This window comes from Streptomyces sp. NPDC001544, from assembly GCF_042894285.1.
Taxonomy (GTDB): Bacteria; Actinomycetota; Actinomycetes; order Streptomycetales; family Streptomycetaceae; genus Streptomyces.
Genome location: NZ_JBIAVN010000001.1, coordinates 296,689 through 321,950, shown reverse-complemented (window position 1 = coordinate 321,950; position 25,262 = coordinate 296,689). Strand labels below are relative to the sequence as shown.

At 71.1% G+C, this 25,262-nt stretch carries 20 protein-coding genes; 8 read left to right on the top strand and 12 right to left on the bottom strand.

The window, feature by feature from the left end:
• Positions 1-476: 476 nt before the first annotated feature.
• From ACFY0F_RS01410 to rplU, 4 genes are all read right to left on the bottom strand, one after another.
• Positions 477-2,024, bottom strand: a complete 1,548-nt coding sequence (locus tag ACFY0F_RS01410; protein ID WP_388787150.1) for an alkaline phosphatase D family protein — start codon at positions 2,022-2,024, stop codon at positions 477-479.
• A gap of 245 nt (positions 2,025-2,269) precedes the next feature.
• Entirely contained in the window at positions 2,270-3,718 is a 1,449-nt protein-coding gene (gene obgE / locus ACFY0F_RS01405; RefSeq protein WP_388787148.1) for a GTPase ObgE, read from the bottom strand.
• Between the two features lie 129 nt (positions 3,719-3,847).
• Complete coding sequence (rpmA, locus tag ACFY0F_RS01400; protein ID WP_365884299.1) at positions 3,848-4,102, bottom strand: 50S ribosomal protein L27; 255 nt, start codon at positions 4,100-4,102, stop codon at positions 3,848-3,850.
• 14 nt (positions 4,103-4,116) lie between these two features.
• Positions 4,117-4,437 carry a 50S ribosomal protein L21 gene (gene rplU, locus ACFY0F_RS01395; RefSeq protein WP_003990208.1) on the bottom strand — a complete coding sequence of 107 codons (321 nt, stop codon included), beginning with the start codon at positions 4,435-4,437 and terminating at the stop codon, positions 4,117-4,119.
• A gap of 286 nt (positions 4,438-4,723) precedes the next feature.
• Here rplU and ACFY0F_RS01390 point away from each other — a divergent pair, with 286 nt between their 5' ends.
• Entirely contained in the window at positions 4,724-5,863 is a 1,140-nt protein-coding gene (locus ACFY0F_RS01390; RefSeq protein ID WP_388787145.1) for an anion permease, read from the top strand.
• A 46-nt stretch (positions 5,864-5,909) separates the two neighbouring features.
• On the top strand, positions 5,910-6,170 hold the full coding sequence (locus tag ACFY0F_RS01385; protein WP_388787142.1) for a hypothetical protein: 261 nt from the start codon (positions 5,910-5,912) through the stop codon (positions 6,168-6,170).
• A gap of 93 nt (positions 6,171-6,263) precedes the next feature.
• Here ACFY0F_RS01385 and ACFY0F_RS01380 read toward each other — a convergent pair whose 3' ends face one another.
• The 3 genes from ACFY0F_RS01380 to ACFY0F_RS01370 form a co-directional block, all read right to left on the bottom strand.
• Positions 6,264-10,442, bottom strand: coding sequence for an Rne/Rng family ribonuclease (locus ACFY0F_RS01380; RefSeq protein WP_388787139.1), 4,179 nt, complete (start codon positions 10,440-10,442; stop codon positions 6,264-6,266).
• 255 nt (positions 10,443-10,697) lie between these two features.
• Positions 10,698-11,480: a TIGR03936 family radical SAM-associated protein gene (locus ACFY0F_RS01375; RefSeq protein WP_388787136.1), complete on the bottom strand. Its 783-nt coding sequence runs from the start codon at positions 11,478-11,480 to the stop codon at positions 10,698-10,700.
• 157 nt (positions 11,481-11,637) lie between these two features.
• Positions 11,638-12,189: a hypothetical protein gene (locus ACFY0F_RS01370; RefSeq protein WP_388787133.1), complete on the bottom strand. Its 552-nt coding sequence runs from the start codon at positions 12,187-12,189 to the stop codon at positions 11,638-11,640.
• Positions 12,190-12,365: 176 nt separating this feature from the next.
• On the opposite strand from ACFY0F_RS01370, the gene ACFY0F_RS01365 reads away from it, so the two are divergent.
• Positions 12,366-12,770 carry a hypothetical protein gene (locus ACFY0F_RS01365; RefSeq protein ID WP_388787130.1) on the top strand — a complete coding sequence of 135 codons (405 nt, stop codon included), beginning with the start codon at positions 12,366-12,368 and terminating at the stop codon, positions 12,768-12,770.
• Between the two features lie 10 nt (positions 12,771-12,780).
• On the opposite strand, the gene ACFY0F_RS01360 is transcribed toward ACFY0F_RS01365, so the two are convergent.
• A complete protein-coding gene (locus tag ACFY0F_RS01360; RefSeq protein ID WP_388787127.1) occupies positions 12,781-15,432 on the bottom strand; it encodes an amino acid permease in 2,652 nt (883 codons plus the stop codon).
• Between the two features lie 168 nt (positions 15,433-15,600).
• On the opposite strand from ACFY0F_RS01360, the gene ACFY0F_RS01355 reads away from it, so the two are divergent.
• The 5 genes from ACFY0F_RS01355 (at position 15,601) to ACFY0F_RS01335 (ending at position 21,565) form a co-directional block, all read left to right on the top strand.
• A complete protein-coding gene (locus tag ACFY0F_RS01355; RefSeq protein WP_388787124.1) occupies positions 15,601-16,914 on the top strand; it encodes a phosphatase PAP2 family protein in 1,314 nt (437 codons plus the stop codon).
• A 194-nt stretch (positions 16,915-17,108) separates the two neighbouring features.
• On the top strand, positions 17,109-17,822 hold the full coding sequence (locus ACFY0F_RS01350) for a ribonuclease BN (protein WP_388787121.1): 714 nt from the start codon (positions 17,109-17,111) through the stop codon (positions 17,820-17,822).
• A gap of 49 nt (positions 17,823-17,871) precedes the next feature.
• Complete coding sequence (locus ACFY0F_RS01345; RefSeq protein WP_388787118.1) at positions 17,872-18,390, top strand: hypothetical protein; 519 nt, start codon at positions 17,872-17,874, stop codon at positions 18,388-18,390.
• Positions 18,387-19,763, top strand: a complete 1,377-nt coding sequence (locus tag ACFY0F_RS01340) for a diacylglycerol/lipid kinase family protein (protein ID WP_388787116.1) — start codon at positions 18,387-18,389, stop codon at positions 19,761-19,763. Before ACFY0F_RS01345 ends, ACFY0F_RS01340 begins: the two co-directional genes overlap by 4 nt.
• A 239-nt stretch (positions 19,764-20,002) precedes the next feature.
• On the top strand, positions 20,003-21,565 hold the full coding sequence (locus ACFY0F_RS01335) for a recombinase family protein (RefSeq protein ID WP_388789130.1): 1,563 nt from the start codon (positions 20,003-20,005) through the stop codon (positions 21,563-21,565).
• A 181-nt stretch (positions 21,566-21,746) separates the two neighbouring features.
• Here ACFY0F_RS01335 and ACFY0F_RS01330 read toward each other — a convergent pair whose 3' ends face one another.
• The 4 genes from ACFY0F_RS01330 to ACFY0F_RS01315 all read right to left on the bottom strand — a co-directional run bounded on the left by ACFY0F_RS01330 (position 21,747) and on the right by ACFY0F_RS01315 (position 25,247).
• Positions 21,747-23,105, bottom strand: coding sequence for a replication initiator (locus tag ACFY0F_RS01330; RefSeq protein ID WP_388789127.1), 1,359 nt, complete (start codon positions 23,103-23,105; stop codon positions 21,747-21,749).
• Between the two features lie 296 nt (positions 23,106-23,401).
• A complete protein-coding gene (locus tag ACFY0F_RS01325; RefSeq protein WP_324785634.1) occupies positions 23,402-23,599 on the bottom strand; it encodes a hypothetical protein in 198 nt (65 codons plus the stop codon).
• Entirely contained in the window at positions 23,596-24,897 is a 1,302-nt protein-coding gene (locus ACFY0F_RS01320; RefSeq protein WP_388789124.1) for an FtsK/SpoIIIE domain-containing protein, read from the bottom strand. The genes ACFY0F_RS01325 and ACFY0F_RS01320 overlap by 4 nt, the downstream gene beginning before the upstream one ends.
• Positions 24,897-25,247 (bottom strand): hypothetical protein, encoded by a 351-nt coding sequence (locus ACFY0F_RS01315; RefSeq protein ID WP_388787112.1) that lies wholly within the window; start codon positions 25,245-25,247, stop codon positions 24,897-24,899. Before ACFY0F_RS01315 ends, ACFY0F_RS01320 begins: the two co-directional genes overlap by 1 nt.
• Between the last annotated feature and the right edge of the window lie 15 nt (positions 25,248-25,262).

Genomic DNA, 25,262 nt, shown 5'->3' with positions numbered 1-25,262 from the left:
GTGACCTACCTCGGGGCGACAGGGAACCCGGAAATGGTCCCACTTCGGGTTACCGCAGTGCAAGGTGAGCGACCGGCGCCGCATATGTGCGCGCAACCTCTCATTCACCTTGCACCGCTGGTGAAGGACGATGCCCTCTTTGTCAGTTCCGCGGAATTGCTGTGAGTAACTCCACAGGTTCCGCATGCCCCGATCCGGCGGCGGTCCACGGCCCGGGCGCGCACGACGCCCGGCAGGCCGCCGGGCTCCTGCGGCGGCGACCGGCCGGGGGATCCCCGTGCCTCGCGGGTTCGGACCGCACGCGTTCTCCATATGCAAGACCGCGTCGTCGCGAACGAGCGCGGAATAGTGCCCGCCGGGCAGTTCAATGCCCCGGAATTCCACATCGGGATTTGTGCTGCGGAAGATACGGAGAGGGGCATGGGACACGGATGTGTCCCAGGCCCCTCACACGGACTTCATATGCCGCGCGCGGCTCACACGACCCGGACCCCGGGTTCGTCCGACTCCACCCGCAGCGCGGCGAGCGTGCTCGCGTTCGCCTGGGGTTTGAGCACGGTGTCCACGACACGGACCTGCGCGTCGATGCCGCCGTGACGGATGTCGAAGAGGTGGTAGCCGCGGTGGGCGTCGATCACCTTCCAGTGCGGGTTGTCCGCCTTCAGCGGGTCCCACTGGGCGTGGAAGGCGGCCTGGTCCTGGTCACCGCTGCTGGAGATGGAGGTGCCGACGAACTCGGCGCCGACGACGTCGGATTCCGGATCGGCGAAGTCCTCCTTGAGGTCGCTGATCATCGTCAGGTGCCGGTCGCCGCTGAGCACGACCGGGTTGCGGATGCCGGTGAACTCCTTGAGGAGGGCGTTGCGTTCGACCTGGTAGCCGTCCCAGGCGTCGTAGTACCAGAGCTTGCCCTCACCGAGCTGCAGGTCGGTCTCGGCCAGCATGATCTGCGAGGCGATGATGTTCCAGCGCGCCGGGGAGTCCCGCAGCCCGTCGAGGAGCCACTCCTTCTGGTCCGCGCCGAGCATGGTCATCGACGGGTCCTGGGCGCCGGCCTGGCTGGTGGCCTGGTCGCTGCGGAACTGCCGGGTGTCCAGCACGTTGAGCCGGGCCAGACGGCCGAACTCCAGGCGGCGGTACATCCGGATGTGCGGGCCGTTCGGGATCGCGGTGGCGCGGACCGGCATGTGCTCGTAGTACGCCTGGAAGGCCGCCGTCAGCCGGGCGACGAACGCGTCGTGCGGCTGCTTGTCGGGGTCCTGCGGGATCTCCCCGGCCCAGTCGTTGTCGACCTCGTGGTCGTCGAAGGTGACCACCCAGGGGGCGTTCGCGTGCATCGCCGCCAGGTCGGGGTCCGAGCGGTACTGGGCGTACCGGTTGCGGTACTGGACCAGGCTGTACGGCTCCCCCTTGCCCTCGTGCCTGCGCACGGCCGTCGCGGAGGGCGAGGACTCGTAGATGTAGTCACCGACGAAGAGCACGAAGTCGGGGTCCTGGGCGAGCATGTCGGCGTACGGGGTGAAGTAGCCGTGCTGCCAGTTCTGGCAGGAGGCCAGCGCGACGCGCAGCGAGCCGCCCTTGCGGTGCGGGTGGGGCGCGGTGCGGGTGCGGCCGGTGGGCGAGACCTGGCCGCCGCTGCGGAAGCGGTACCAGTACGTGCGCCCCGGGTGCAGTCCGCGTACATCCACGTGAACGCTGTGCCCGAACTCGGGCTGGGCCTGGGCGACGCCCCGGCGCACGGTCTTTCTGAACCGCTCGTCGTCCGCGAGCTCCCACTCCACCGGGACCGCGCTGTCGGGCATGCCGCCGCCGTTCAGCGGGTCGGGGGCGAGCCGGGTCCACAGCACGATGCCGTCCGGCAGCGGGTCCCCGGACGCGACGCCGAGGCTGAAGACCCCGTCCGGCAGCGTGCTTCCGGCCGCCCGTGCGGTGGTCGGGAGCCAGAGCTGGGCGGAGGCCGCGGCGCCGACGACGGCGGCACCGGCGGTCAGAAGGCGGCGTCGGTCGGGCGATGCTGCGGTCATTCGCTGACTCCTCTGCCACGGTGATCTCTTCGGACATTCGGAAGCTCCCACGGCCGGACGGTCCGCCCGTTGAACGGGACCCTTCGCGAGCATGACAAAAGCGCAACAAGAGAAGACCCGTTGCGGCACGGGCACGCCGCGAAAGGCGTGATCTTGCCACAACGGGCCTTACGGAACGTCAGATGTCATTCTGGGGACGAGTGTTCAGCCTGGGAAGGCCGATCCCGGCCAGGGCGTCGGCGACTTCACTCGAACGGGTCGAACTCGCCGAACTCCCGGAGGGACTCGTCGCGCTCGACCTGGCGGTCACGGCGCCGCTGGACCGCGGGACGCTGCTCCTCGAAGCGGTGGTCCTCACCGCGCCGGCCCAGCATCTCCGCGCCGGACATGACCGAGGGCTCCCAGTCGAAGACGACCGCGTTCTCCTCGGGCCCGATGGCCACGCCGTCCCCGGAGCGGGCACCCGCCTTCATCAGCTGCTCCTCGACACCGAGGCGGTTCAGCCGGTCGGCGAGGTAGCCGACGGCCTCGTCGTTGTTGAAGTCGGTCTGCCGGACCCAGCGTTCGGGCTTCTCGCCGCGCACCCGGAACAGGAGCTCCCCGCCGACCTCCTCGCGGGTGACCGTGAAGCCCGCGTCGTCCACGGCCTTCGGCCGGATGACGATCCGGGTCGCCTCCTCCTTCGGCTTCGCGGCCCGCGCCCTCGCGACCAGGTCGCCGAGTGCGAACGACAGCTCCCTCAGCCCGATGTGCGCCACCGCCGACACCTCGAAGACCCGGTAACCGCGCGCCTCCAGATCCGGCCGCACCATCTCGGCGAGGTCCTTGCCGTCGGGCACGTCGATCTTGTTCAGGACGACGATCCGGGGCCGGTTGTCGAGCCCGCCGTACTCGCGCAGCTCCGCCTCGATGATGTCGAGGTCGGACACCGGGTCACGGTCGGACTCCAGCGTCGCCGTGTCCAGCACGTGCACCAGCACGCTGCACCGCTCCACGTGCCGCAGGAACTCCAGGCCCAGCCCCTTGCCCTGGCTGGCGCCCGGGATCAGCCCCGGCACGTCGGCGATGGTGTACACCGTCGAACCGGCCGTGACGACACCCAGGTTGGGCACGAGGGTGGTGAACGGATAGTCGGCGATCTTCGGCTTGGCCGCGCTCAGCACCGAGATCAGCGAGGACTTGCCGGCGCTCGGGTAGCCGACGAGCGCCACGTCGGCGACCGTCTTCAGCTCCAGCACGATGTCGCCCAGGTCGCCCGGCTCGCCGAGCAGCGCGAACCCGGGCGCCTTGCGCCGGGCCGAGGCCAGCGCCGCGTTGCCGAGACCGCCCCGGCCGCCCTGCGCGGCGACGTACGACGTGCCCTGCCCGACCAGGTCGGCCAGCACGTTGCCCGCCTTGTCCAGGACGACGGTGCCGTCCGGCACCGGCAGGACCAGGTCCTGGCCGTCCTTGCCGGAGCGGTTGCCGCCCTCGCCGGGCTTGCCGTTGGTGGCCTTGCGGTGCGGGGAGTGGTGGTACTCGAGCAGCGTGGTCACCGACTGGTCGACGGTGAGGATCACATCGCCGCCCCGGCCGCCGTTACCGCCGTCCGGGCCGCCCAGCGGCTTGAACTTCTCACGGTGGACGGAGGCACAGCCGTGACCTCCGTTACCCGCGGCGACGTGCAGCTCGACGCGGTCCACGAAGGTGGTCATGGTTCAGTGCCTCCAGAAAAAGTACAAGTGGGTTACTGCCTCAACACGCTCAACACGCGAAAGGCGGACCTGCCTTCCCGACCGGGAAGTGAGGTCCGCCTCGCGAAAGCGTTCGGTCTGTGCCTGGGATCAGGCGACCGGAACGATGTTCACGACCTTGCGGCCACGGTGGCTACCGAACTCCACCGCACCGGCCTGCAGCGCGAACAGCGTGTCGTCGCCGCCACGGCCGACGCCCGCGCCCGGGTGGAAGTGGGTGCCGCGCTGGCGGACCAGGATCTCACCCGCGCTCACGACCTGACCGCCGAAGCGCTTCACGCCGAGCCGCTGAGCGTTGGAGTCGCGACCGTTCCGGGTGGACGATGCGCCCTTCTTGTGTGCCATTTCTCCTCAGTCCCTTACTTCGCAGCCGTGGGGATCTCAGTGACCTTGATCGCCGTGTACTGCTGGCGGTGGCCCTGACGACGGCGGTAGCCGGTCTTGTTCTTGTAGCGCAGAATGTCGATCTTCTGGCCCTTGTGGTGGTCCACGACCTCGGCCTGGACCTTGATGCCGGCCAGCACCCACGGGTCGCTGGTCACAGCGTCGCCGTCGACAACGAGCAGGGTCGAGAGCTCGACCGTGTCGCCAACCTTGGCAGTGGAAATCTTGTCAACCTCAACGATGTCGCCGACAGCAACCTTGTGCTGGCGACCACCGCTGCGCACGATGGCGTACACGCGGATCTCACTCTCTCGCTCGGGAAACGGCACCCCCGCAGTCCAGCCGCTCGACCACGAGCGGCCTCTCCCGGCCGACCGGCCGGGAGGAAGAGGTTTACGGGGATGTGGCACGTCAGTGGACACGCCGACGGTCAAGGTTACGGGGCGGGACCATGCCGGTCAAACCGGCGTCGAGCAGGCGGGGCCGCGGCTCTGCGGTTGCGTGCGGCGGCGGTCCCGTCAGGATGGATGACGGAAGGGGTTTTCCTCGCATGTTGCCGCGCCGGGCGGGAGGTCGTCGGCGGTGCAGAGTATCTCTTTTCTTCTCCTGGCGGTCGTACTGACCGCCTTGGCATTCGACTTCACCAATGGTTTCCACGACACCGCCAACTCGATGGCGACGTCCATCGCGACCGGAGCCCTCAGCCCCCGGACGGCCGTCGCGGTCGCCGGCGTACTGAATCTCGCCGGCGCCTTCCTCTCCACGGAAGTGGCCACGACGATCTCCAACGGTCTCGTCGACGACTCCAAGGTCTCCCTGGTGATGATCTTCGCCGGTCTGATCGGTGCGATCCTGTGGAACCTGACGACCTGGCTCTTCGGCCTGCCGTCCAGTTCGTCGCACGCGCTGTTCGGCGGACTGATCGGTGCGGTGTGGGTGGGAGCGGGCGGATCGGCGATCCACTTCGGCCAGGTGCTGGAGAAGGTCGTGATCCCGGCGATCGCCTCACCGATCCTGGCCTGCGCGGTGGCCCTGACCGCGACATACCTGGCCTACAAGATCACCCAGCGCACCGCCGAGCGCGGGGTCAACAGGGGTTTCCGTGCCGGACAGGTCGGATCGGCGTCCCTGGTGGCCCTGGCCCACGGCACCAACGACGCGCAGAAGACCATGGGCGTCATCACCCTCGCCCTCATCTCCACCGGCTTCCTCCCCCACGGATCGCAGCCGCCGTGGTGGGTGGTGCTCACCGCCGGGCTGGCGATCTCCCTGGGCACCTACGTCGGCGGCTGGCGGATCATCCGGACCATGGGCAGGGGCCTGACCGACATCCATGCCCCGCAGGGCTTCTCCGCCGAGACGACGGCGACGGCGGTCATCCTGTCGTCCTCGCACCTGGGTTTCGCGCTGTCCACCACGCAGGTCTGCACCGGCGCCATCATGGGCTCGGGGCTCGGCCGCAGGCTGGCCAAGGTGCGGTGGGGCGTCGCCGGGCGGATCGCGGTGTCCTGGGTCCTGACGCTGCCGGCCGCGGCCGCGGTCGGCGGTGTCTCGGCCTGGGTGGCCGGCCGGGGCGACCTCGGGGTGATCGTGGTGGCGGCCGTGGCCGTGGCCGCGGCGGCGGGCTTCTACGTCCTGTCCCGGCGCCGGCCGGTCAGCCCGGACAACGTCAACGAGCTGCCGGCCCGGGAAAGCGAGTACGCCGGCCCGTCCGCGGTGTGATCACCGCGGCCCGTATGGCTCCCGCAGCCGCGGAAGGAGGCGCGAGATGGACATCAAGTGGCACAACCTCGGGGCCGTCTCCCTGGCCAGCTTCGGCGCCACGCTGGCGGTGGTGGTGCTGTTCTCCCTCGGCATCGCGGCCTGGAACCGTGCCGACGGCCTGCGTGACGGCTCGTCGGAGGACGGCCTGCGCGGCGGCTCGTCGGGCGGCGTGCCGGCGCGGGTGGCCGCGGGCGCCGCGGTGCTCTGTTTCGCCGCGTGCCTGGCGGTGGCGGCGTACGGAATCGACCTCATCGTCCCCGACTGACCACCGGTCAGGAAAACGGCAGCGCGGGACACCGGTGGATCCGGTGTCCCGCGCTGCTCCGCGACGTGACGGCCCCTGTGGGAGAGGGCCGGGTCAGTCCTCCGTCGTGACCGAGACGGACGGCGAGGTCTGCTCCGCCGCCGCGGTCTTCTTCGACGTCCTCTTCGCGGCGGTCTTGGCGGTGGTCGTCTTCGCCGCCTTCTTGGCCGTCGTCTTCTTGGCCGCCGTCTTCTTCGCCGCGGTCTTCTTCGCCGCGGTCGTCTTGGTGGCGGCCTTCTTCGCGGTGGCCTTCTTCGCGGCCTTGCGGGCCGTCTTCTTGGCCGGTGCGGCCTCCTCCGCCTCGGCGGCCTCGGCGGGTGCCGGGGCCTCGGCGGGTGCCTCCGCCGACGGGACGACCACGACGGCCGTCTCCTCGGGCGCGGTGGGCGCGGTGGCCTTGCGCACGGCACGGCGGCGCGGACGGGCCGGGGCGGCGCTCTCCGCGGGCGCCTCCTCGGCCGGGGCCGCGGTCTCGGACTGGGCCACCGGGGTCTCGTCGGCGGGCGCCGCCGGCTCGGTGACCGTCACCACGACCGCCTCGGCCCCCGCGGGGGAGCCGGCCGGTGCCGACACCTTGCGGGTCGCCCGGCGGCGCGTACGGCCCTTGGGCGCGGCCTCCTCGGCGGCCGGGGCCTGAGCCTCGGGCTCCGCGGGCGGCACGACCGGGTCCTCGACGGCCATGGGCTCGGCCTGCGCCTGGGCGGCCGGCTCCGGCAGCACCGGACGCTCGGCCTCCGCCGCCGCGGAGACGTCCTGGGCGGTCGGGGCCTCGACGGCCTCGTCGGCCTCGGTCACGGGTGCCGCGTCACGGCGTTCCGGCCTGCGGGTCTCCGCCTTGGGCGTGCCCGCCGGAGCGGACGCCCGCCGGCCCGCCCGGCGGCGCGAGCGACCCCGGGTGGCGGCGGCCTCGGCCTCGGCGACGCTGCTGAACAGTTCCTCGTCCGGCGAGAAGTCGGGGCTGGGCAGGGCCACCGGCTCGGCGACCTCGGCGACGACCTCCGCCACGGCCTCGTTCTCGGCCTCCTCCTCGGCGGTCTCGGCGACCCCCGTGGCCACGGACACCGTCTCCTGCTCGGTCACCTGGCCGTCGCCGCCGCGCCCGCGCTTCTTGCGCTTGCCGCCGCCCCCGGTGGAGGTCGGCTGCTCCATGTGCACGATGACACCGCGGCCGTTGCAGTGGACGCAGGTCTCCGAGAAGGACTCCAGCAGGCCCTGGCCGACCCGCTTGCGGGTCATCTGGACCAGGCCCAGCGAGGTGACCTCGGCGACCTGGTGCTTCGTACGGTCCCGGCCCAGGCACTCCAGCAGGCGCCGCAGCACCAGGTCCCGGTTGGACTCCAGCACCATGTCGATGAAGTCGATCACGATGATGCCGCCGAGGTCGCGCAGCCTGAGCTGGCGCACGATCTCCTCGGCCGCCTCCAGGTTGTTCCTGGTGACCGTCTCCTCGAGGTTGCCGCCCTGACCGGTGAACTTGCCGGTGTTGACGTCGATGACGACCATCGCCTCGGTCCGGTCGATCACCAGCGAACCGCCGCTGGGCAGCCAGACCTTGCGGTCCAGGGCCTTGGCGAGCTGCTCGTCGATCCGGTACGTGGCGAAGACGTCGACCTCCGAGTTCCACTTGGACAGCCGCTCGGCGAGGTCCGGGGCGACGTGCGAGACGTACCCGTGGATGGTCTCCCACGCGTCCTCGCCGCTCACGATGACCTTGGAGAAGTCCTCGTTGAAGATGTCGCGCACGACCCGGACCGTCATGTCCGGCTCGCCGTACAGCAGCGTCGGGGCGTTGCCGTTCTTGGACTTCTTCTGGATGTCCTCCCACTGCGCCTGCAGCCGCTCGACGTCCCGGCGCAGCTCGTCCTCGCTGGCGCCCTCGGCGGCGGTGCGCACGATGACACCTGCGTCGTCGGGGACGATCTTCTTGAGGATGCTCTTCAGCCGGGCCCGCTCGGTGTCGGGGAGCTTGCGGCTGATGCCGGTCATCGAACCCTCGGGCACGTACACGAGGTAGCGGCCCGGGAGGGAGACCTGGCTGGTCAGACGGGCGCCCTTGTGGCCGATCGGGTCCTTCGTCACCTGGACGAGGACCGACTGACCGGACTTCAGGGCGGACTCGATACGGCGCGGGCCGTTGGCCATGCCCAGCGCCTCGAAGTTGACCTCACCGGCGTACAGGACGGCGTTGCGGCCCTTGCCGATGTCGATGAAGGCGGCCTCCATGGACGGCAGCACGTTCTGGACCTTGCCCAGGTAGACGTTGCCGACGTACGAGGTCGACTGCTCCTTGTTGACGTAGTGCTCGACGAGCACGCCGTCCTCCAGGACGCCGATCTGCGTACGGTCGCCGTTCTGGCGGACGACCATCACGCGCTCGACGGCCTCGCGGCGGGCCAGGAACTCGGCCTCGGTGATGATCGGGACCCGGCGGCGGCCCTGCTCGCGGCCCTCCCGGCGGCGCTGCTTCTTCGCCTCCAGGCGGGTCGAGCCCTTGATGGACTGCACCTCGTCGGACGGCTCGGCGGCCTTGCGCGGCTCGCGGACCTTGACGACGGTGCGCTCCGGGTCGCCCTCACCGGGCTCGGCGTCGGTGGAGGTGTCCCCGGCGCGCCGACGGCGGCGGCGACGGCGACGGCTGGAGCTGGAACCGCCGGACTCCTCGGCGCGGGCGTCCTCGGCGTCCTCTTCGTCCTGCTCGGCGGTGTCCTCGGCGTCCTGCTCGGCCTGCTCGGCGGCGAGCTCGTCGGACTCGGCGTCCGCGCCGGCCCCGCCCTCGCCGTCCACGGCGTCACCGCGACGGCGGCGCCGGCCACCGCGACGGCGACGACGGCGCGAACCGGTCTCCTCCGTGTCGTCGGTGTCGTCGGTGTCGTCGACCTCGTCACCCTCGGCGACGTCCTCGACCGGCTCGGCCGCTTCCTCGGCGTCGTCGGTCCGGTCGGTCCGGTCGGTCCGGTCGGCGGTCACGGTCTCGTCGGTCCGGGCCTCGGCCTCGTCGCCGCCCCGGCGGCGACGGCGGCGGCGCGAGCCGGTCTGCTCCTCGGGGAGCTCCTCGGCCGCCTGGACCTCGTCGACCTCGTCGGCCTCGGCGGCTTCGGCGGCCGCCTGGGCGGCGGCGCGCTCCGGGGTCTGGAACCTCGGCTCGGTGAACACGGGCGCCTGGAACACGGCCACGGCCGGGCGTGCCGGGCGGCGCGGTGCGTCGGCCTCCGCGGCCTTCTGGGAGGCCTGCTGCGCGGGCTCGGCGAACCCGGTCGCGGCCTGGCGCACGACCCGGCGGCGACGACGCGGGGCGGCGGCCTCGGCGGGGGCCTGCGGTGCTTCGGCGGCGGGGGCCTGCGGGGTCTCGGCCGTCTCGGCGGTCCGCGCGGGCTCGGCGGCGGTCTCCTCGGCCACTGCGGTTTCCTTCTCGGCCGCCCCCTCCGGGGCGGACACACGGCGCGTGGCACGGCGGCGGGTACGGCGCGGCGCGGCCTCCTCGGCGGCCGGTGCCTGGACATCGGGAGCAGCCTCGGCGACCTCACTGGTCACAGGAGTCTCAGCGCTCTCCTCAGCCTCGGCAGGCGCCTCGGCGGTGACTTCCGGAGCGCCGGCGGGCGCGGACGCCCGGCGGGTCGCACGGCGACGCGGACGCGCGGCGGGCGCGGCCTCCTCCACGGCGGCCGGAGCCTCGGCGGCGGGCGTCTCGGCGGCCGGAACCTCGGCGGACGGGGCCGGAGCGGCCTCGGCCCCGGTGGCCTCCGCCGACGCCGGCGCACCGGCCGGGGCGGACGCGCGGCGCGTGGCACGGCGGCGGGTACGAGGCGGAGCGGTCTCCTCCACGGCCTTCTCCTCGGCCGTCTCCCCGGCCTTCTCCGCGGCCTCGACAGGGGCCGGGGTGGCAGCGGCCGGTACGACCGTCTCGACGGTCTCCGCGGACGCCGGGGATCCGGTCGGCGCGGACGCCCGGCGGGTCGCACGGCGGCGCGGACGCCCGGCGGGCGCGGCCTCCGTCACGGCGGCAGCGGCAGGGGCCTCGGCGGCGGGCGCCTCGGCGGCCACCTTCTCCTCGACCTCGTCGGCCTCGGCGGCCGGTATGGCCGGCGCGGTGACCTCGGCCGGGGTCTCGGCCCCGGCGGGCGGTCCCGCGGGGCGGGAAGCGGCCCGGCGCCGACGACGCGGCGGCAGGGTGTCGCTCGGGGTGTTCAGTTCGGAGTCCGTCGAGGACTCTGCGGGTTCGGTCGGTTCGAGCATGCGGGCGTTTCTCCCGTCAGGCTCCCGGGCGCCGCGCCTGGCCCGGCGTCGATCTTGTCGACCGCCGTTGACGTCCGCGGCTCGCGCGGTGCGCGGTGCCGCCGTCCGGGGCGCGGGCGCCACACGGGAGCTCTCTTGTCCTGTCTCGCCGGTTCCGTATGCCTTGTCGCCTACGGCCTGGCGAAAGTCTTGTGGTCGGTGCGCTGCCCGACCCAGGTGGCTCCCGAGTACCAGGGCGGCGCTACGACGTCCGTCCTACGCGGAGCCTTCCGTCGCCGGCACCGTCGCGGCGGCAGCGGCCGTTGTGAGGGCCTGTGCTGCCTCGCGGTCGGGCGCGAGCGGGTCGGTCACCGTGCCGGTCTCTTCATCGAACAGCCCCTGCGCCAGCCTGGTCACCGCTACGGGGACCGGCGGCGCCAGGTCGGCCACGGCGCGGAGTCCGGACAGGACGTCGTCGGGTCGTACGGCAGGCGTCACGTGCCGAACAACCAGCCGCAGTATCGCACAGGGCTGGTCTCCAGGCCTATCAGCCTGCTGACTCTGTGTTGTCACTCTCTCCAGGCTCACGACCGCGGACCGGGCGTCGAAGGTGCGGACGCCGTTCTTGGTCGTGCGCTGGACCTCGACGGTGCCGGCCTCGTTGAAGGCCGCCACCGCCCGCTCGGCTTCGGCCGGGTCGACGCCGTCCAGCCTGAGCTCCCACACGGAAGCCGTCAGCCGGTCGGCGAGTCCTGACGTCCGCGCCTCGACCGCGTCGACGATGTCGAGCCCGGGGGGCAGCGACTCGTCGAGCAGGTCGCGCAGCATCTGCGGGTCACGGGGCGCGGCGAGCGCGATCTCCAAGTACTCCGCCTCGCTGCCCGTGCCGGTGGGTGCGGCATTGGCGTACGACACCTTCGGGTGCGGCGTGAACCCCGCCGAGTACGCCATGGGCACCTCGGCGCGGCGCAGCGCACGCTCGAAGGCGCGCTGGAAGTCACGGTGGCTGGTGAACCGGAGGCGGCCGCGCTTGGTGTAGCGCAGTCGGATGCGCTGCACCGCGGGTGCGGGCGGCGGGCCTTCGGGCTGTCGCTTGCCCAGTGTCCTAGTCCTTCGTGAGAGCGGTGGTACTCCTACCAAGAGTACGTGCCCCGGCGACCGTGGGTTTCCACCGGTCTCCCGGGCGGCGGCCGGTGGGGATCCGTGCCGGCGGGCGCTAACCGACGACCTGGACGGGCGTGCCCTTGGCGGCGAAGTCCCACATCGCCTTGCCGTCCGCCGCGCGCTCCCTTATGGCACCGGTGCGCAGACTCGGGTCGGGCGACGGGGAGGAGCCGTCGACGGCGTTGGAGAAGGCGTTGGCGGTCCCGAAGTACACGGCGTTCTCTATCTGCACGCCGTCGCTGCCGGTCCCGGTCTCCCGCCGGAACGTGACGGTGTAGGCCCCCTTGGACGGCGTCAGCGTGCCCGGCCAGACGGCGAACGTGCGCCGGGACTTCCCGTCGGCCCCGACCAGCCACACCCGCTTCTGCCCCACGGAGTACACCACCCTGCGCCCGGTGCCGGAGCCGGCGGGCACCTTGTGCTCGGGCGCCTTGGGCGCGGCGGGGTGGGAGGCCTTCACGCTGGGCGCCGGGGAGGCCCCGGCGGCCAGTCCCCCGGCCGGGATGTTCTTCCGCGCCTGCAACGACAGTACGAACACTGCGGCCAGCGCCCCGACCAACAGCCCGGTTATCCAGGCGCCCGCGGGCACCTTACGCCTCGACACTGGACCAGTCTCCCCAAACGCCTTGTACGGACCTCCCCGACGTCGGCCCTTCGTGTCGGTAGATTATCCGTGCGGCGCCCCCGGTCCGCCCATGGCCGATGTACTGCCGAGGTACTCAGGTACGGCTGAGTACTCGCGCTCTGGCCGGTGCGGGGCGCTGCCGAAAGGCTGGGGCCATGCGACGAAGAGTGCTGAAACCCCTTCTTCCCCTGCTGTGGGTCCTCGTGCTGGCCGGGGCATCGGCGGCGGCGTGGGCCGCCTGGCTGGGCTGGGACCAGAAATACGACGAGCATCCCGATGGCACGGTGAGCGGCCCGTACCAGGCGTGGCAGGTGATCGGGCTGGCGCTGACCCTGCTGGCACCGGCGTGCTGGGCGGCGTACCGGCGCCACTTCGCGGGCGTCGTGCTCGGCATCACGCTGGGCCTGACGTTCGCCGCCGGCTACGACTGGTCGGACGACTCCACCGGTCAATCCGGGGTCGGCGTGGTCCTGATCATGATGGGCAGCCTCGCCGCGACCGCCGTCGTGTCCGCCGTGGCGGCCTCCATGACCCGGGACGTGCAGCGGATCGGTGGCTGACGGCCGGGGCCTACAGGGCCTGGCCGTCCGCCGGCGTGAGGTCCTGTTCGGTCCAGATCGTCTTGCCGGTGGTGGTGTAGCGCGTGCCCCAGTGGTGGGTCATCTGGGCGATGATGAACAGGCCCCGGCCTCCCTCGTCATCACTGGCGGCGTGCCGCAGGTTGGGGGTGGTGTGGCCGGTGTCGGAGACCTCGCAGATCAGGTTCCGGTCGCGGATGAGGCGTACCTGGACCGGGCCGCCGACGTAGCGGATGGCGTTGGTGACCAGTTCGCTGACGATGAGCTCGCTGGTGAACGCCAGGTCGTCCAGCCCCCAGTCGCCGAGCTGCTTGCTGACGGCGGTGCGGATGCCGGCCACCGCCGCCGGGTCCGGGGGCAGTTCCCACTGGCTGAACTGGTTGCGGTCGAGCAGGCGGGTGCGGGCCAGGAGCAGTGTCGCGTCCTCGTCCACCGGTCCGGGCAGGAGGGTGGCCACCGCGCGGTCGCACAGCTCCTCCAGGGGCCTTCGGCCGTCGGCGAGGACCCGGGAGAGCTGTGCGAGCCCGGTGTCGCGATCGCCCGCGGACTGGAGGAGGCCGCCCGTGCACAGGGCGACGAGGCTGCCCGGCGGGAGCTGGAGTTCCGTGCTCTGGTAGGGCACGCCGACGACTCCCAGCGGCGGCCCGGTCGGCAGCCGCGGACAGTCGACGACGCCCGTGTGCGGTTCGACGACGGCCAGCACCGGCTCCCCGGCCCGGGCCAGGCTGCAGTTCCCCGAGACCGGGTCGTACACCGCGTACAGACAGGCCACGCCCAGTGTTCCGTCGGGCCTGGGCTTCCGGTCGCCCGGGCCGTGGCCGGCCCTCCGCTCCTGCGCGGTCTGCTCGAACAGGTCGTCCAGCCGGGACAGGAGCTCGTCCGGGGTCAGGTCCAGCCGGGCCAGGACGCGCACGCCCGTACGCAGGCGTCCCATGGTGGCCGCCGCGCGCATGCCGTGGCCGAGCACGTCCCCGACGACCAGACCGACCCTGGCCCCCGACAGCGGGATGACGTCGTACCAGTCGCCGCCGACCCCGGACCCGCTGTCGGCGGGCAGATAGCGGCTCGCCGAGTCGAGGGCGGTGTGCGGCGGCAGACCGCGCGGAAGCATGCTCCGCTGCAGTTTGAGCGCGACGGTGTGGCCACGGGTGACCACCGGCATCAGCAGCAGCCCCAGGAGCAGGGCGCCCAGGCCCACGACGGTGACACCGCCGGTCGGTCCGACGAGCGGCAGGTCGACACTGGTCGCGCCGTATCCGGGGTCCGCGTAGACGAGGGCGGCGTACAGGAACAGACCCAGCATGATCAGCCCGCCCAGGCCGGGCAGCACCCCCTTGAAGACGAGGTCCCCGGTGCTGCGGCTGAGGACCCTGCGGTGGTACCAGACGCAGGCGAACCCGGTCAGCCCGTACTGGAACGTGATCGCGAGGCCCACCGAGTCGATCGAGTCGGCCAGCACGTTCCCGCTGAAGGTGGTCAGCAGGACGAGGAAGGCGATGGAGACCGCCCCCATGCCGACGGTCGACCAGGTCGGGGTGAGGAACCTGCGGTGGACCCGGGCGAACCGGGCGGGGACGGCCTTGTGCACGGCCATGGAGAAGACGGTCCTGGCCAGCGGCAGGATGGTGGTCTGGGTGGAGGCCAGCGCCGAGGTCAGCACCATCAGGATCAGCAGGCTCGACAGCACGAAGCCCGTGCCGTGGCTGCCGAAGACGGCGTCGCCCAGTCCGGAGAACACGTCGTCGGAGTGGTCGGGATTGCCCAGGCCGATGCCCGAGCGGCCGGCTCCGGCGAAGGCCTGCGCCGAGGTGGCCACCAGCGCGTACATGACCAGGAGCAGCACGGTGGACAGGACGGCGGCACGCCCCGGGATGCGGGTGCTGTCGACGGTCTCCTCGTTGATCGAGACGGCGGTGTCCCAGCCCCAGTAGATGAAGACGCCCGCCAGCAGGCCCGAGGTGAGGGCCTTCGCCGAGGACACCTCGAAGGGGTTGAACCAGGAGGCGGAGACATGCATCGCCGTCGGGGGCGGGTCGGTGTAGACCCTGACCAGCGCGGTGACGGCGAACAGGGCCAGCATCGCCAGTTCCACGCACAGCAGCCAGCGCTGGACGGCGGCCGAGAACTCGATGCCGACATAGCAGACCGTGGTCATCACGGCGATCCAGACGATGCCCGCCACGGTGGTCCACAGCCGGTCCTCCGCCAGCGAGTCCAGGCCCACCAGCCGGAAGCTGTAGGTGCCGGCGATCTCGGCGAGGCTCGCCATGACGATCACGTTGGCGACGACGATGCCCCAGCCGCCCATCCAGCCGGTGCGCGGGCCGAAGGCGCGGGTCGCCCAGGTGAAGGTGGTCCCGCAGTCGGCGTTGCTCGCGTTGAGCTCCCGGAAGGCGTACGCGATGAGCAGCATCGGCACGAACGACAGCATCGTGACGATCGGGGCCTGCAGACCGACCGCCGCCACGATGAGCCCCAGCGTCGCGGCGAGGCTGTAGGCGGGAGCGGTGGACGCCACCCCGATGACCACCGAGGAGAACATGTCCAGGGCGTCGCTCTTGAGCCCTTTCCGGCCGGCCCCCGTCCCGGGAGCGGGGCGGCCGGCGGGCCCGCTGCCGCCGAAGTGCCTCACACTTGATTGCACCGCCGGGCCACTCCCCCCGCAACAGCGCGGGGCAGCGGCGGTCTTCACCGATTCCCCGAATCCGCCCGCACCGCTCCGCTAACATGATCGAATCATGACGGGCACCTCATCGCCTGTCCTTACATCTGAACAAGCCGACAACAACAATTGATATCCATAGCGCCGCGGGTGTTTTCGCGAAGAAACTGCAGAATTGCGGCGGGCCTGGCCATCCTGGGATTCCTCATCGCCCTGGAATTCGCCGCGCGCCGCTACGGCCTGCCGGGGCCGCTCACCAACCAGGTACAGGAGGTGATATTCCCGCCGAAATCGGGATTTCTGCTGTACGCCGGCCTGGCGCTGATGATGGTGGTCCTGACCTGGCGGCAGCGGTTCCTCGCGCTCGCCGCCGCGATCGGCGTCGACATCGCCTTCGCGCTGGTGCGGTGGGCGCTCGGCGTCGAGGTGACCGACGGCCATCCCTTCGGCAACGGTGCCCTGTGGGTGATGCTGGGCTGCGGGGTCGTCGCCGTCATGCGTCGCACGGGCCGGGAACGTGTGCTGCTGCTGAAGGGCGTCGGGCTGGGCCTGCTGCTGGTGGCCGGCCGCAAGACCGGCGACACCTGGCTGCTCATCACGGCGAAGACCCGCCCGATGGTGCTCGACCAGTACGTGGCGACCGCCGATCACGCGCTGGGCAACCCGTCGTGGCTGGCAGGCCGGATCGTCAGGGCCACCGGCCCGGTCGGCCCCCATGTGCTCGACGCCGTCTACATCCAGCTCGCGGTGGCCGCGGTCGTCGTCGCGCTGCACCAGCTGCGCGACGTGGCGGCCGAGCGCCGGTTCCCGCGCCATCATCTGGTGCGGACCTTCCTGGCCATCGGCCTCCTCGGCCCCGCCGTCTACATGATCTTCCCGGTGGTCGGGCCGGTGTTCGCCTACGGTCCCGGCGCCTTCGGCACCGGCGGCGCGCACTGGGCGCTGGCCGACCTGTGGCCGCACACGCCGCCGCCGGTCGACGCCCCTCACCCGATGCCCTTCGACGAGCTCACCCCGCGCAACTGCATGCCCAGCCTGCACACGGCCTGGGCAACCGCGATTTTCGTCCATTCCCGGAAGGGACCCCGAATTCTGCGCTACGCGGGCACGTTCTGGCTGGTCGCCACGCTCAGCGCGACGCTGGGATTCGGCTACCACTACGGCGTGGATCTCGTCGCCGGCGTGGTGTTCTCGCTCACGGTCGAGGCGGCTCTGCGCTCGTTCGACCGTGGCTGGGACCGGTCGGGAATCCAGTTGGTCGCGCACGGCACGACGGTCTTCGCCGCGCTCCTGCTGGCGTACCGCTACCTGCCGGTGAAAATGGCCGAACACCCGTGGGCGTTCGGCCCGCTTCTCCTTCTGGCGATGGCCTCGGTGATCCACTGCTACGTACGGACCGCCAGAGCGTGGGAACCGGAAGCAGCACCGGCGCGGCTGGCGGAGCCGCAACCGGAACCCGCCTGATTCCCCGGAACCGGAGGACCGCGACGACAGGCACGACGCGCGCGCCCGCCCCGACGGCGCCCCGCGCGACATTGCCTGACCAGCGCTGTTGACTGCCTGGTATGCGACGGTGCATCGGGCTGGGCAACGCATGGCGGACGGCGGGCAGGCGCTTCACGGCGAGTACGGCAGGGCGCTTGTGGGGGCGTCTCAGCGTGGCGGACTTCTTCGGCCACTCGTTCCAGCTGGCGTCGCTCGCCTTCCTCTGCTTCTTCCCGTTCCTGATCCTCGTCACCACCGCCGTCGGCCAGAACGCGGCGGAGGTGGTGGCGGGATGGCTCGGGCTGAACCACCAGGCGGCCGAGGCTCTCGCCGGCCTCTTCAAACCCAGTCCCGGCTCGGTCACCCTCACCCTGGTGAGCGCGCTCCTGCTGGTCGCGGGCGCGGTCGCCGTGGCCGGCACCCTTCAGGGCTGGTACCAGCTCCTCTTCGACGTCGCCCCCCGGTGGTGGCGGGACCTCGCGGCCCAGCTCGCCTGGCTCGCGGCACTGGTCGTGTACGGAGCGGCACAGGCCGGGTCCGGCGCGGTGCTCACCTCGTTCGCCCTGAGGAGCCTGTCCGGTTTCGTCCTGGCGCTGGTGTTCTGGTGGGTGACCATGCGGCTGCTGCTCATCGGAGCGGTCACCTGGCGCTTCCTCCTGCCCGCGGCCCTCGCCACCAGTGTCTGCTGGATGGGCCTCGGGCTGTTCTCCGCCCGTTTCTTCTCCGCGTCGATCGTGGCCAACAACCAGAAGTACGGTCCCGTGGGCGTCGTCATGGTCATCCTGTCGTGGCTGGTGGCGGTGGGCGTGGTCATCCATCTCGGTGCCGTCGTCGGCAACGAGTACGCCGGGCACCGCGCCGCCCGGTCCTTCACCCGCGCCGGGTGAGCCCCTTCCGCCCCTGCCATGCACAGGATGAACCCGGAAGGGAGTCGACATGACTGCTTCGCAGACCGCCCCCGTACACGCGGCGAGGCACCCGTGGGCCCAGGGCCTCATGCTCTTCGCCGCCGTCATGCTGATGATCACAGGAGTGCTGGACATCCTGCGCGGCATCATGGGGATCGTCCAGAACCAGGTGTTCCTGGTCACCCAGGGCTACGTCTTCCGGTTCGACCTGACCGGCTGGGGCTGGGCGCACCTCGTCCTGGGAGCGTTCGCCGTGATCGTCAGCCTGGGGCTGTTCCAGTCGGCGCGGTGGGCGCGCTTCGCCGGCGTGGGCATCGCCGGACTCATCATCATCGCCCAGTTCCTGTCCCTGCCGTACTCCCCGGTGTGGTCCACCTTGATGATCGCGCTGTCGGGGCTCGTCATCTGGGCGCTGTGCGTGGCCCGGCCCGCGGACTCCACCGGGGCAGTCGGTGCCTCCGGTGCTGCCGGTGCCTCCGGTGCTGCCGGTGCCTCCGGTGCTGCCGGTGCCGGCGGGGCATACGGGGGAACGCCGCGGGAACAGTGAGCGCGGCCTCCCGCGGGTCGCCCGCCCTGTGGGCCCGTCTGGCGCTGCTCACCCTGGCAGGCAGCGTCGTGGTGCCGCTCGTCGCCGCCGGGCTGACCAGTCTGCTCTGGCCGGTGATCGGTGTCGCGGGGCTGGCCCTCACGGCTGCCGGGCTGTGGCTGGTCCTCGCGCACACGGGGATCGTCCGGGCGGTGGGAACCCTGCTCTCGGTGGCCGTTCCGCTGGCGGTCCTCGCCCTGTTCGCCGCGAACGGCGTGGTGTGGGCCGCCGCCGTCTCCCTGGGGCTGTGGGCGCTGGCCGCCGCGGCCGCGCGGACCGCCCTGACGCCGGCGGGTGGCGCCGCCACGGCCGGCCGTGAGCGGCGTGCGGAGGCGCCGCGCCGTCCCTGGATCGTGATGAACCCGCTCTCGGGTGGTGGCAAGGTGACCCGTTTCCACCTGGAGGAGAAGGCGCGGGCGGCGGGCGCGCAGGTGGTCCTGCTGGATCCGGCGCGGCACCAGGACGTGGCGGAACTGGCCAGGCGGGCGGTGGACGACGGCGCCGACCTGCTGGCGGTGGCCGGCGGCGACGGCACGCAGGCCCTCGTGGCCGAGGTGGCCGCCGCGCACGACATCCCCTTCCTGGTGATCCCGGCCGGCACGCGCAACCACTTCGCCCTGGATCTCGGCCTGGACCGCGACGATCCGGCGGCGGCCCTGGACGCCCTGACCGACGGTGTGGAACAACGGGTCGACCTCGGGTTCGCGGCCGACCGGGTGTTCGTCAACAACGCCTCGTTCGGCACCTACGCGTCCGTGGTCGCCGACCCCGCCTACCGCAACCGCAAACTGCGCACCGCCCTGCAGACACTGCCCGGCCTCCTCGGCGGCGAGGAGGCGCCCGGCCTTCGGCTGCGGGCCGGTGAAACGCGCATCGGCGGACTTCAGGCCGTCCTGGTCAGCAACAACCCCTACCGGCGTGCCACCGACGCGGCCCACCCCGGGCGCCGGGAGCGGCTGGACTCCGGACGGCTCGGCGTCCTGTGCGTGGGCGTCCACAGTGCCGCCCAGGCGGCGCGGACGGTACGCGGGGCACGCTCTCCCGACCTGCGACGGCTGACCGCCCGGGAAGTGGCCGTGGAGGCGGACGGCCCTACCGTCCCGGCGGGCATCGACGGGGAGCACGTCACGCTTGCGGCCCCGGTGCTGTGCCGCATCGCCCCCGGCGCCCTGCGCATCCGCGTCCCCCGCCACCGCCCCGGCACCCCGGCGAACAGACCACCCGCCGACTGGCCGCGCGTGCTGCGGCTGGCGCTGGGCAGGGGAGGCGGTCACGGACCTCCCGATCAGCGCGGGCCCGGCTCCGCCGACGCACCGTCCCAGGTGAACCGGTAGCGATGAGTGGGACTCACCGACTGCGGCATCGACAGCCCGGTCAGTGCGCGTGACCTGCCGAAGCCGGCGCCGGACCCCCGTTCTTCACGGTCAGCGGCAGCAGCTTCTTGCCGGTCGGGCCGATCTGGATGGACGTGTCCATGGCCGGGCATATGGAAAAACGCTTAAAACTCCGCCACGCTGTCGGCATGAGGAAACGAGGACAGCGGCGGCTCGCGGCAGACCGAGCGGCCTACAACGTGGAAGCCGAGTGGACCGAGGCCGACCTTGCCCTGTTGGAGGAGCTGAAGCGGGCCGAGGCCCTGCTTCCCGCGGATGCTCCCCGGGCGCTCCTGTCGATCCGCTTATCAGTACTAACGGACGACACGACGTCGCCGGTACGGCAGGAGCTCGATCTCCGCATCCTGGCCAGGGAGCGAGGCAGCCGAGTCATCGGCGTCGCTTCCGACCTGAACGTGTCGGCGACCAAGGTTCCGCCGTGGAAGCGGAAGGAGCTCGGTGACTGGCTGAACAACCGATCCCCCGAGTTCGACGAGCTTCTGTTCTGGAAGCTCGATCGCTTCGTACGTCGTCTCTCCGACCTCTCGACGATGATCGAGTGGAGCCTGAAGCGCGGGAAGAACCTGGTCTCGAAGAACGACAGTCTTGATCTCACGACGACCGCCGGGAAGATCATGGTCACGATCATCGGCGGCATCGCCGAGATCGAAGCGGCGAACACCTCCACCCGGGTCACGAGCCTGTGGGACTACGCGAAGTCCCAGGAAGACTGGATCATCGGGAAGCCGACGTACGGCTATGTCACGGACGAGGACGACACGGGGAAGGTCGTTCTCGCCATCGATCCCGAGGCGTACAAGGCACTGCACTGGGCTCGGGACATGGCGCTTCGAGGACGCTCAGCCAGTTTCATGGTGCGCTGTCTGAAGCGGTCCGGCCTTATGAGCCAGGGCCTCACCGTGGTGACGCTGCTCCGCCGGCTCCGCAATCCCGCGCTCCTCGGCTACCGCGTAGAAGAGGACAAGAACGGCGGGCAGCGACGTTCGAAGCCGGTGCTCGGCAAGGACGGCCGACCGATCAAGGTCGCGCCCGCCATCTTCACGGAGGAGGAGTTCGAGACGCTCGGCGCCGCTCTCGACAAGCGCAAGAAGAACCAGCCTCCGCGCCGTGTCGGCGGGGCGACCCAGTTCCTCGGCGTTCTCCTGTGCGCCGATTGCAAGACGAACATGATCGTGCAGGTCACGACCAACACTCATGGGACCTACCAATACCTGCGGTGCCGCAACTGCAAGAGCGGCGGACTCGGGGCGCCCCACCCCGAGCGGGTCTACGAGCGCCTGGTGGAGGACGTTCTCAAGGTCCTCGGAGACTTCCCCGTGCAAGTTCGCCAGTACGCGGAGGGCGCCGAGGCGCGGAGGGAGATCAAGCGCCTTCAGGAGTCCATCGCGCTGTACATGAAGGAACTGGAACCGGGGGGCCGGTACACGAAGACGCGGTTCACGAAGGAACAGGCGGAAACGACGCTGGACAAGCTCATCAGTGAGCTCGAAGCGATTGACCCCGAGACGGCGAAGGACCGATGGGTCAACGTCCACGGCGGGAAGACGTTCCGTGAGCACTGGCAGGAAGGCGGCATGGAAGCCATGTCCGCAGACCTCTACCGCGTCGGAATCCGTTGCGAGGTCACCCGCACGAAGGTGCCGAAGGTCCGGGCGCCGAAGGTGCACCTTCGCTTGCTGATCCCGAAGGACGTACGCGAACGGCTCGTGATCCGCGAAGACGACTTCGCGCAAGCCTTCTGATCCCAGGCCGCACAAGAACGAAGCCGCCTTCCCGTCACGCGGGGAGGCGGCTTCGTGTCTTACTCGAACCACGTGGAGGCGTCGAACGGTTCTTCCGTGCCGTCCTCATCCACGATCACTATCTCACTTTCGATCAAGCTCGCAGCTCTGTCGTTCGCGGGCTCAAGTTTCGGCAGAGGAGTTATCGGCGGCCACCTCCCCATCGCCCCGCATCAGCGCTGAGCCGTCGGCACTCCTCGAGGTCTTGGGCGACTCCGGCCGCGATTAGCGCCGCGCCGGGAGTGTGGCCGGAGCCGACGTAGCGCCAGTGGGCATCCGTGATCACGTCCGGGGTGTCGGCGTGGCCGATGTGCTGAGCCCGTTCGGCACGTAGGGCCGCGTAGGTGGTGGAGTAGGCGCGTGACTTGGTGAGGATGTGGCCGCGGTAGCCGAGGGTGTGAGCCCAGGTGCGCAGGTGCAGGGGTGCGTATTCCGGGAGGCCGCCGAGGCGCCAGCAGGTGCGCATGAGGGTACGGACGTGCGCGCTCACGGGTGCCGTGTCGATGTCGTCCCAGGTGGTGACCTTGTGGTCGGTGCCGGCGCCTGTGTCGCTCGCTCCCTTGGTGACGTACTTCGCGACGTACGCGGCCACCGCGTCATCACCGGGCCCGTCACCGTCGGCGTACAGCGGACGGACATCGAGTTGGGCGCCCCAGCGCACGGGCAGTTCGCCGACGGCGGGGCTGTACGGGGTGCGGACCAGGACACGCCCGGCGGAGGCACGTACGGCATTGGTGAGCCGATCGGCCGTGCCCCAGGCCGGGGGTTCGTCGGCCGGTCCGTCGGGGCCGTCGAGGCGGACGACGGCGTGCACGTGGACAGCCGCCCGTTTCTGGTATTCGGCGACACGTGCGAAGGACAGCCGGGCGTGGTGGGCGAAGCGGGACTGTACGAGACCGGCGGAGGAGGCCAGGCGCCGCCGGACGTCGATGACGAAGCGGTCCCACAGCTTGGAGGCGTGCGCGTGCCACAGGACGTGTCCGGTGTAGTCGTAGCAGTCGGGACACAGGGGCTGGCCGACGAGGGGGTCGGTCGGAGCGTGCTCAGTGGCGCAGCCGAGGTAGGAGCCGTGTTCGCACGTACTGCCGTCACGGCGAGGGCGGCAGCGTTCCCCGGTCCGGTGCACTGAACCGAAGGACGGTGCGGTCAGGGTGACGAAGAGCCGGGGGCGGTTGCGGACCGTGGCGGGGACGTTCTTGCCGCCGAGAAGGCCCGCGCGGACCAGGTGGAAGGTGTCGCCCGCATGGAGGCGGGAGCAGGGGGCGCAGACGGTTGCCCTGCGGTTGCGGCAGCGGACGAGAAGGCGTTCGCCGGGTTCGTCTCGGGTGTCGTACTGACGGATGATCTCGCCTGTTGCGCCGTCCAGGGTGGTGGTGGAACCGGAGAGATGCACGGGGTGGGCACAGCCGCCAGTAGCGGTGACCTGCTCCAGCCAGCGGGAGAAGCGCGGATCTTGGGCGATGCGGATGGCGTCGCGGTCTGCTTCGGGAAGCTGGCGCAGGCGCGCCGCGCGGTCGAGGAGGGCGCGCCTGTCAGCTGGGGTGAACTCCGGGGTGATGGTGGTGACCTTCCCGTGTGGGCCGCCGCAGCGGCACGGAGGATGGTGGGTGACGCGTGGTCGGTCATGGGGACCACCTCTCTTGCGTGGTCGGGCGTGAAGGGGGTCAGCGGGTGGTTCCAGTGCCCCGGCAGACGCGGCAGCGGTGCAGCCGGCCAGTCCAGGTCTTGCGGGCCCCGTCGCCCTTGCAGTGGGGGCACCTCACGCGAGGCATGGGCATGCGCATGGGTCCTTCCTGATCAGAAGTGGTTGAAGCCGCTGAGGAACCAGGTGAGGAAGCCGTTGATCGTGAGGGCTACGGGCGTCTCGCCGAGGTACATGCCGAACAGGGCGATGCACGCCGCTTCCCAGATCCGTACATCGCGGGAGCGGACGAGGAGGAAGGTGATGATCCCGAAGACCACGACGAGGGACACGGCGGTACCGGTGCTGATCACTTGTCGTCTCCTCCCAGCGCTTCGAGGGCGCGGCTGACGGTGGGCAGGTCGGGGGCCATGGGGGCGTACTTGCGGGCCGTCGCCACGGCTTCTTCGGTGGGGGTGAGATGGGAGCGGGCACGGCTCCAGCCGCCGTCCGGCCCGGTGCACACGGCCACGCCGCGTTCCTGTGCCGTGATCGCTTGTGCGACGGCCACGGCATCCTTGTTCAGGTCACCCAGGGCCATTTCCGCTGTACCGGGATCGTTGACCCGGTGGCAGATCCGGCCGCCCAGTTGTGCCCGCAGGGCGGTGACGCCGGGCCCAAGGTCAGAGCCGACCCGTTGTCCGGCGATGACCAGGTGCATGCCGAGCGCGGCCCCGAGCTGTGCCAGCCGCAGTAGCAGCGTGGAGCACTGTTCTGCCTCTGCCTTGCTCTCGCGGGTGCCGTCGGACAGGTACAGTTCCGCGATCTCGTCGACGATGACGACGACCGGCACGGGCCGCAGCTTGTCGGGGAGTTCCCAGATCGAGCGGACGCCGGCCGACCGGCACGCGCTCATGCGATCCTGCATGTCGACCACGAGCGCGGAGAGCACCGCGACCGCTTCCCGGCGGCAGGTGGCCAACGTACTGAGCCGTCCGGCGAACAGGCCCAGCTCCATACCGCCCTTGCAGTCGATGCCGACGAGGGCGATCCGTTGGGCCGCGAGTTGGGTGATCAGCCGAGCTAACAGCGTGGACTTGCCCGAGCGGGTGGCGCCGACGATCAGCCAGTGAGGCACCAGGCGGAGGTTCATCACCCAGGCCCCGCCGGACTCCAGGACGCCGACGAGCGCGCAGAGGAGTTCCGTCGGTGCGGTTGCCAGGCCGGGACGCTGAAGCGGATCTGTAGCCGTAGCCGTCAGGAGCACGAGCCCGCGTTCCGGTGAGGTGACCCGCACTGCGTGGACCTTCCACGCGTGGACCAGCGCGTCAGCCGCCTTGAGGAACGTCGCCGGAGTCTGCCCCGCGTGCAGCCGCACGAGCGCGGTCAGGCCCATGGGAGTAGCCCGCGGGAAGGAGATCCGCGGAGCCACCGGCCGCAGCGGATCGCCCTTGACGACCAGGTCGCCGAGCAGCCCGCGCGGCGGACGTCGGGAGACGGCGAGGTCGTTGAGCATGGCGACCTTGCGCCAGGTGAGGACCACCCGGCACGCGGTGACGGGGTAACCGATGAGGTACCAGTGCCAGGCCGGGCGGTGCCGGCGCACCAGGTCACCGACGACGAGCATCCAGGCCAGCACCGCGAGCGCGAAGGCGAGCAGGATCGCCCCCATCACGCGTCACCGCCTTTGGCGTGAGCGGCAGCGGCGCCGTGCACGGGCGTGATCGCGTCAGCCCGGAAGCTGACGCCGTGCCGGTCGCCCATGGCCCACATGAACGCCGTCAGTCCGGTGACCTTGACGATCTGCCCTTCCTCGATGCCCTTGGGCTCACCGGTCACCGCGATCTCGATGACGGAGATCCGCCGCCGGTCCTGCCGCACCGTGACGGCCACGGTGAACACCGGATTGCCGTCCCGGTCCTTCTTCACCTCCTGCGTCTCGGGGTTGCTGATCTTCGCCTCCGGCGCGATGGCGCACCGCAGTACGCCCAGTCGCGCCGTGTCCACAGGAATGGACTGCATGTTTCTTCGGCCTCC

What these genes read in the sequence shown, in the direction of transcription:
- ACFY0F_RS01410 (WP_388787150.1), bottom strand. Translation starts at nt 2,024, where the DNA reads ATGACCGCAGCATCGCCCGACCGACGCCGCCTTCTGACCGCCGGTGCC.
- obgE (WP_388787148.1), bottom strand. Translation starts at nt 3,718, where the DNA reads ATGACCACCTTCGTGGACCGCGTCGAGCTGCACGTCGCCGCGGGTAAC.
- rpmA (WP_365884299.1), bottom strand. Translation starts at nt 4,102, where the DNA reads ATGGCACACAAGAAGGGCGCATCGTCCACCCGGAACGGTCGCGACTCC.
- ACFY0F_RS01385 (WP_388787142.1), top strand. Translation starts at nt 5,910, where the DNA reads ATGGACATCAAGTGGCACAACCTCGGGGCCGTCTCCCTGGCCAGCTTC.
- ACFY0F_RS01380 (WP_388787139.1), bottom strand. Translation starts at nt 10,442, where the DNA reads ATGCTCGAACCGACCGAACCCGCAGAGTCCTCGACGGACTCCGAACTG.
- ACFY0F_RS01365 (WP_388787130.1), top strand. Translation starts at nt 12,366, where the DNA reads ATGCGACGAAGAGTGCTGAAACCCCTTCTTCCCCTGCTGTGGGTCCTC.
- ACFY0F_RS01345 (WP_388787118.1), top strand. Translation starts at nt 17,872, where the DNA reads ATGACTGCTTCGCAGACCGCCCCCGTACACGCGGCGAGGCACCCGTGG.
- ACFY0F_RS01320 (WP_388789124.1), bottom strand. Translation starts at nt 24,897, where the DNA reads ATGGGGGCGATCCTGCTCGCCTTCGCGCTCGCGGTGCTGGCCTGGATG.
- ACFY0F_RS01315 (WP_388787112.1), bottom strand. Translation starts at nt 25,247, where the DNA reads ATGCAGTCCATTCCTGTGGACACGGCGCGACTGGGCGTACTGCGGTGC.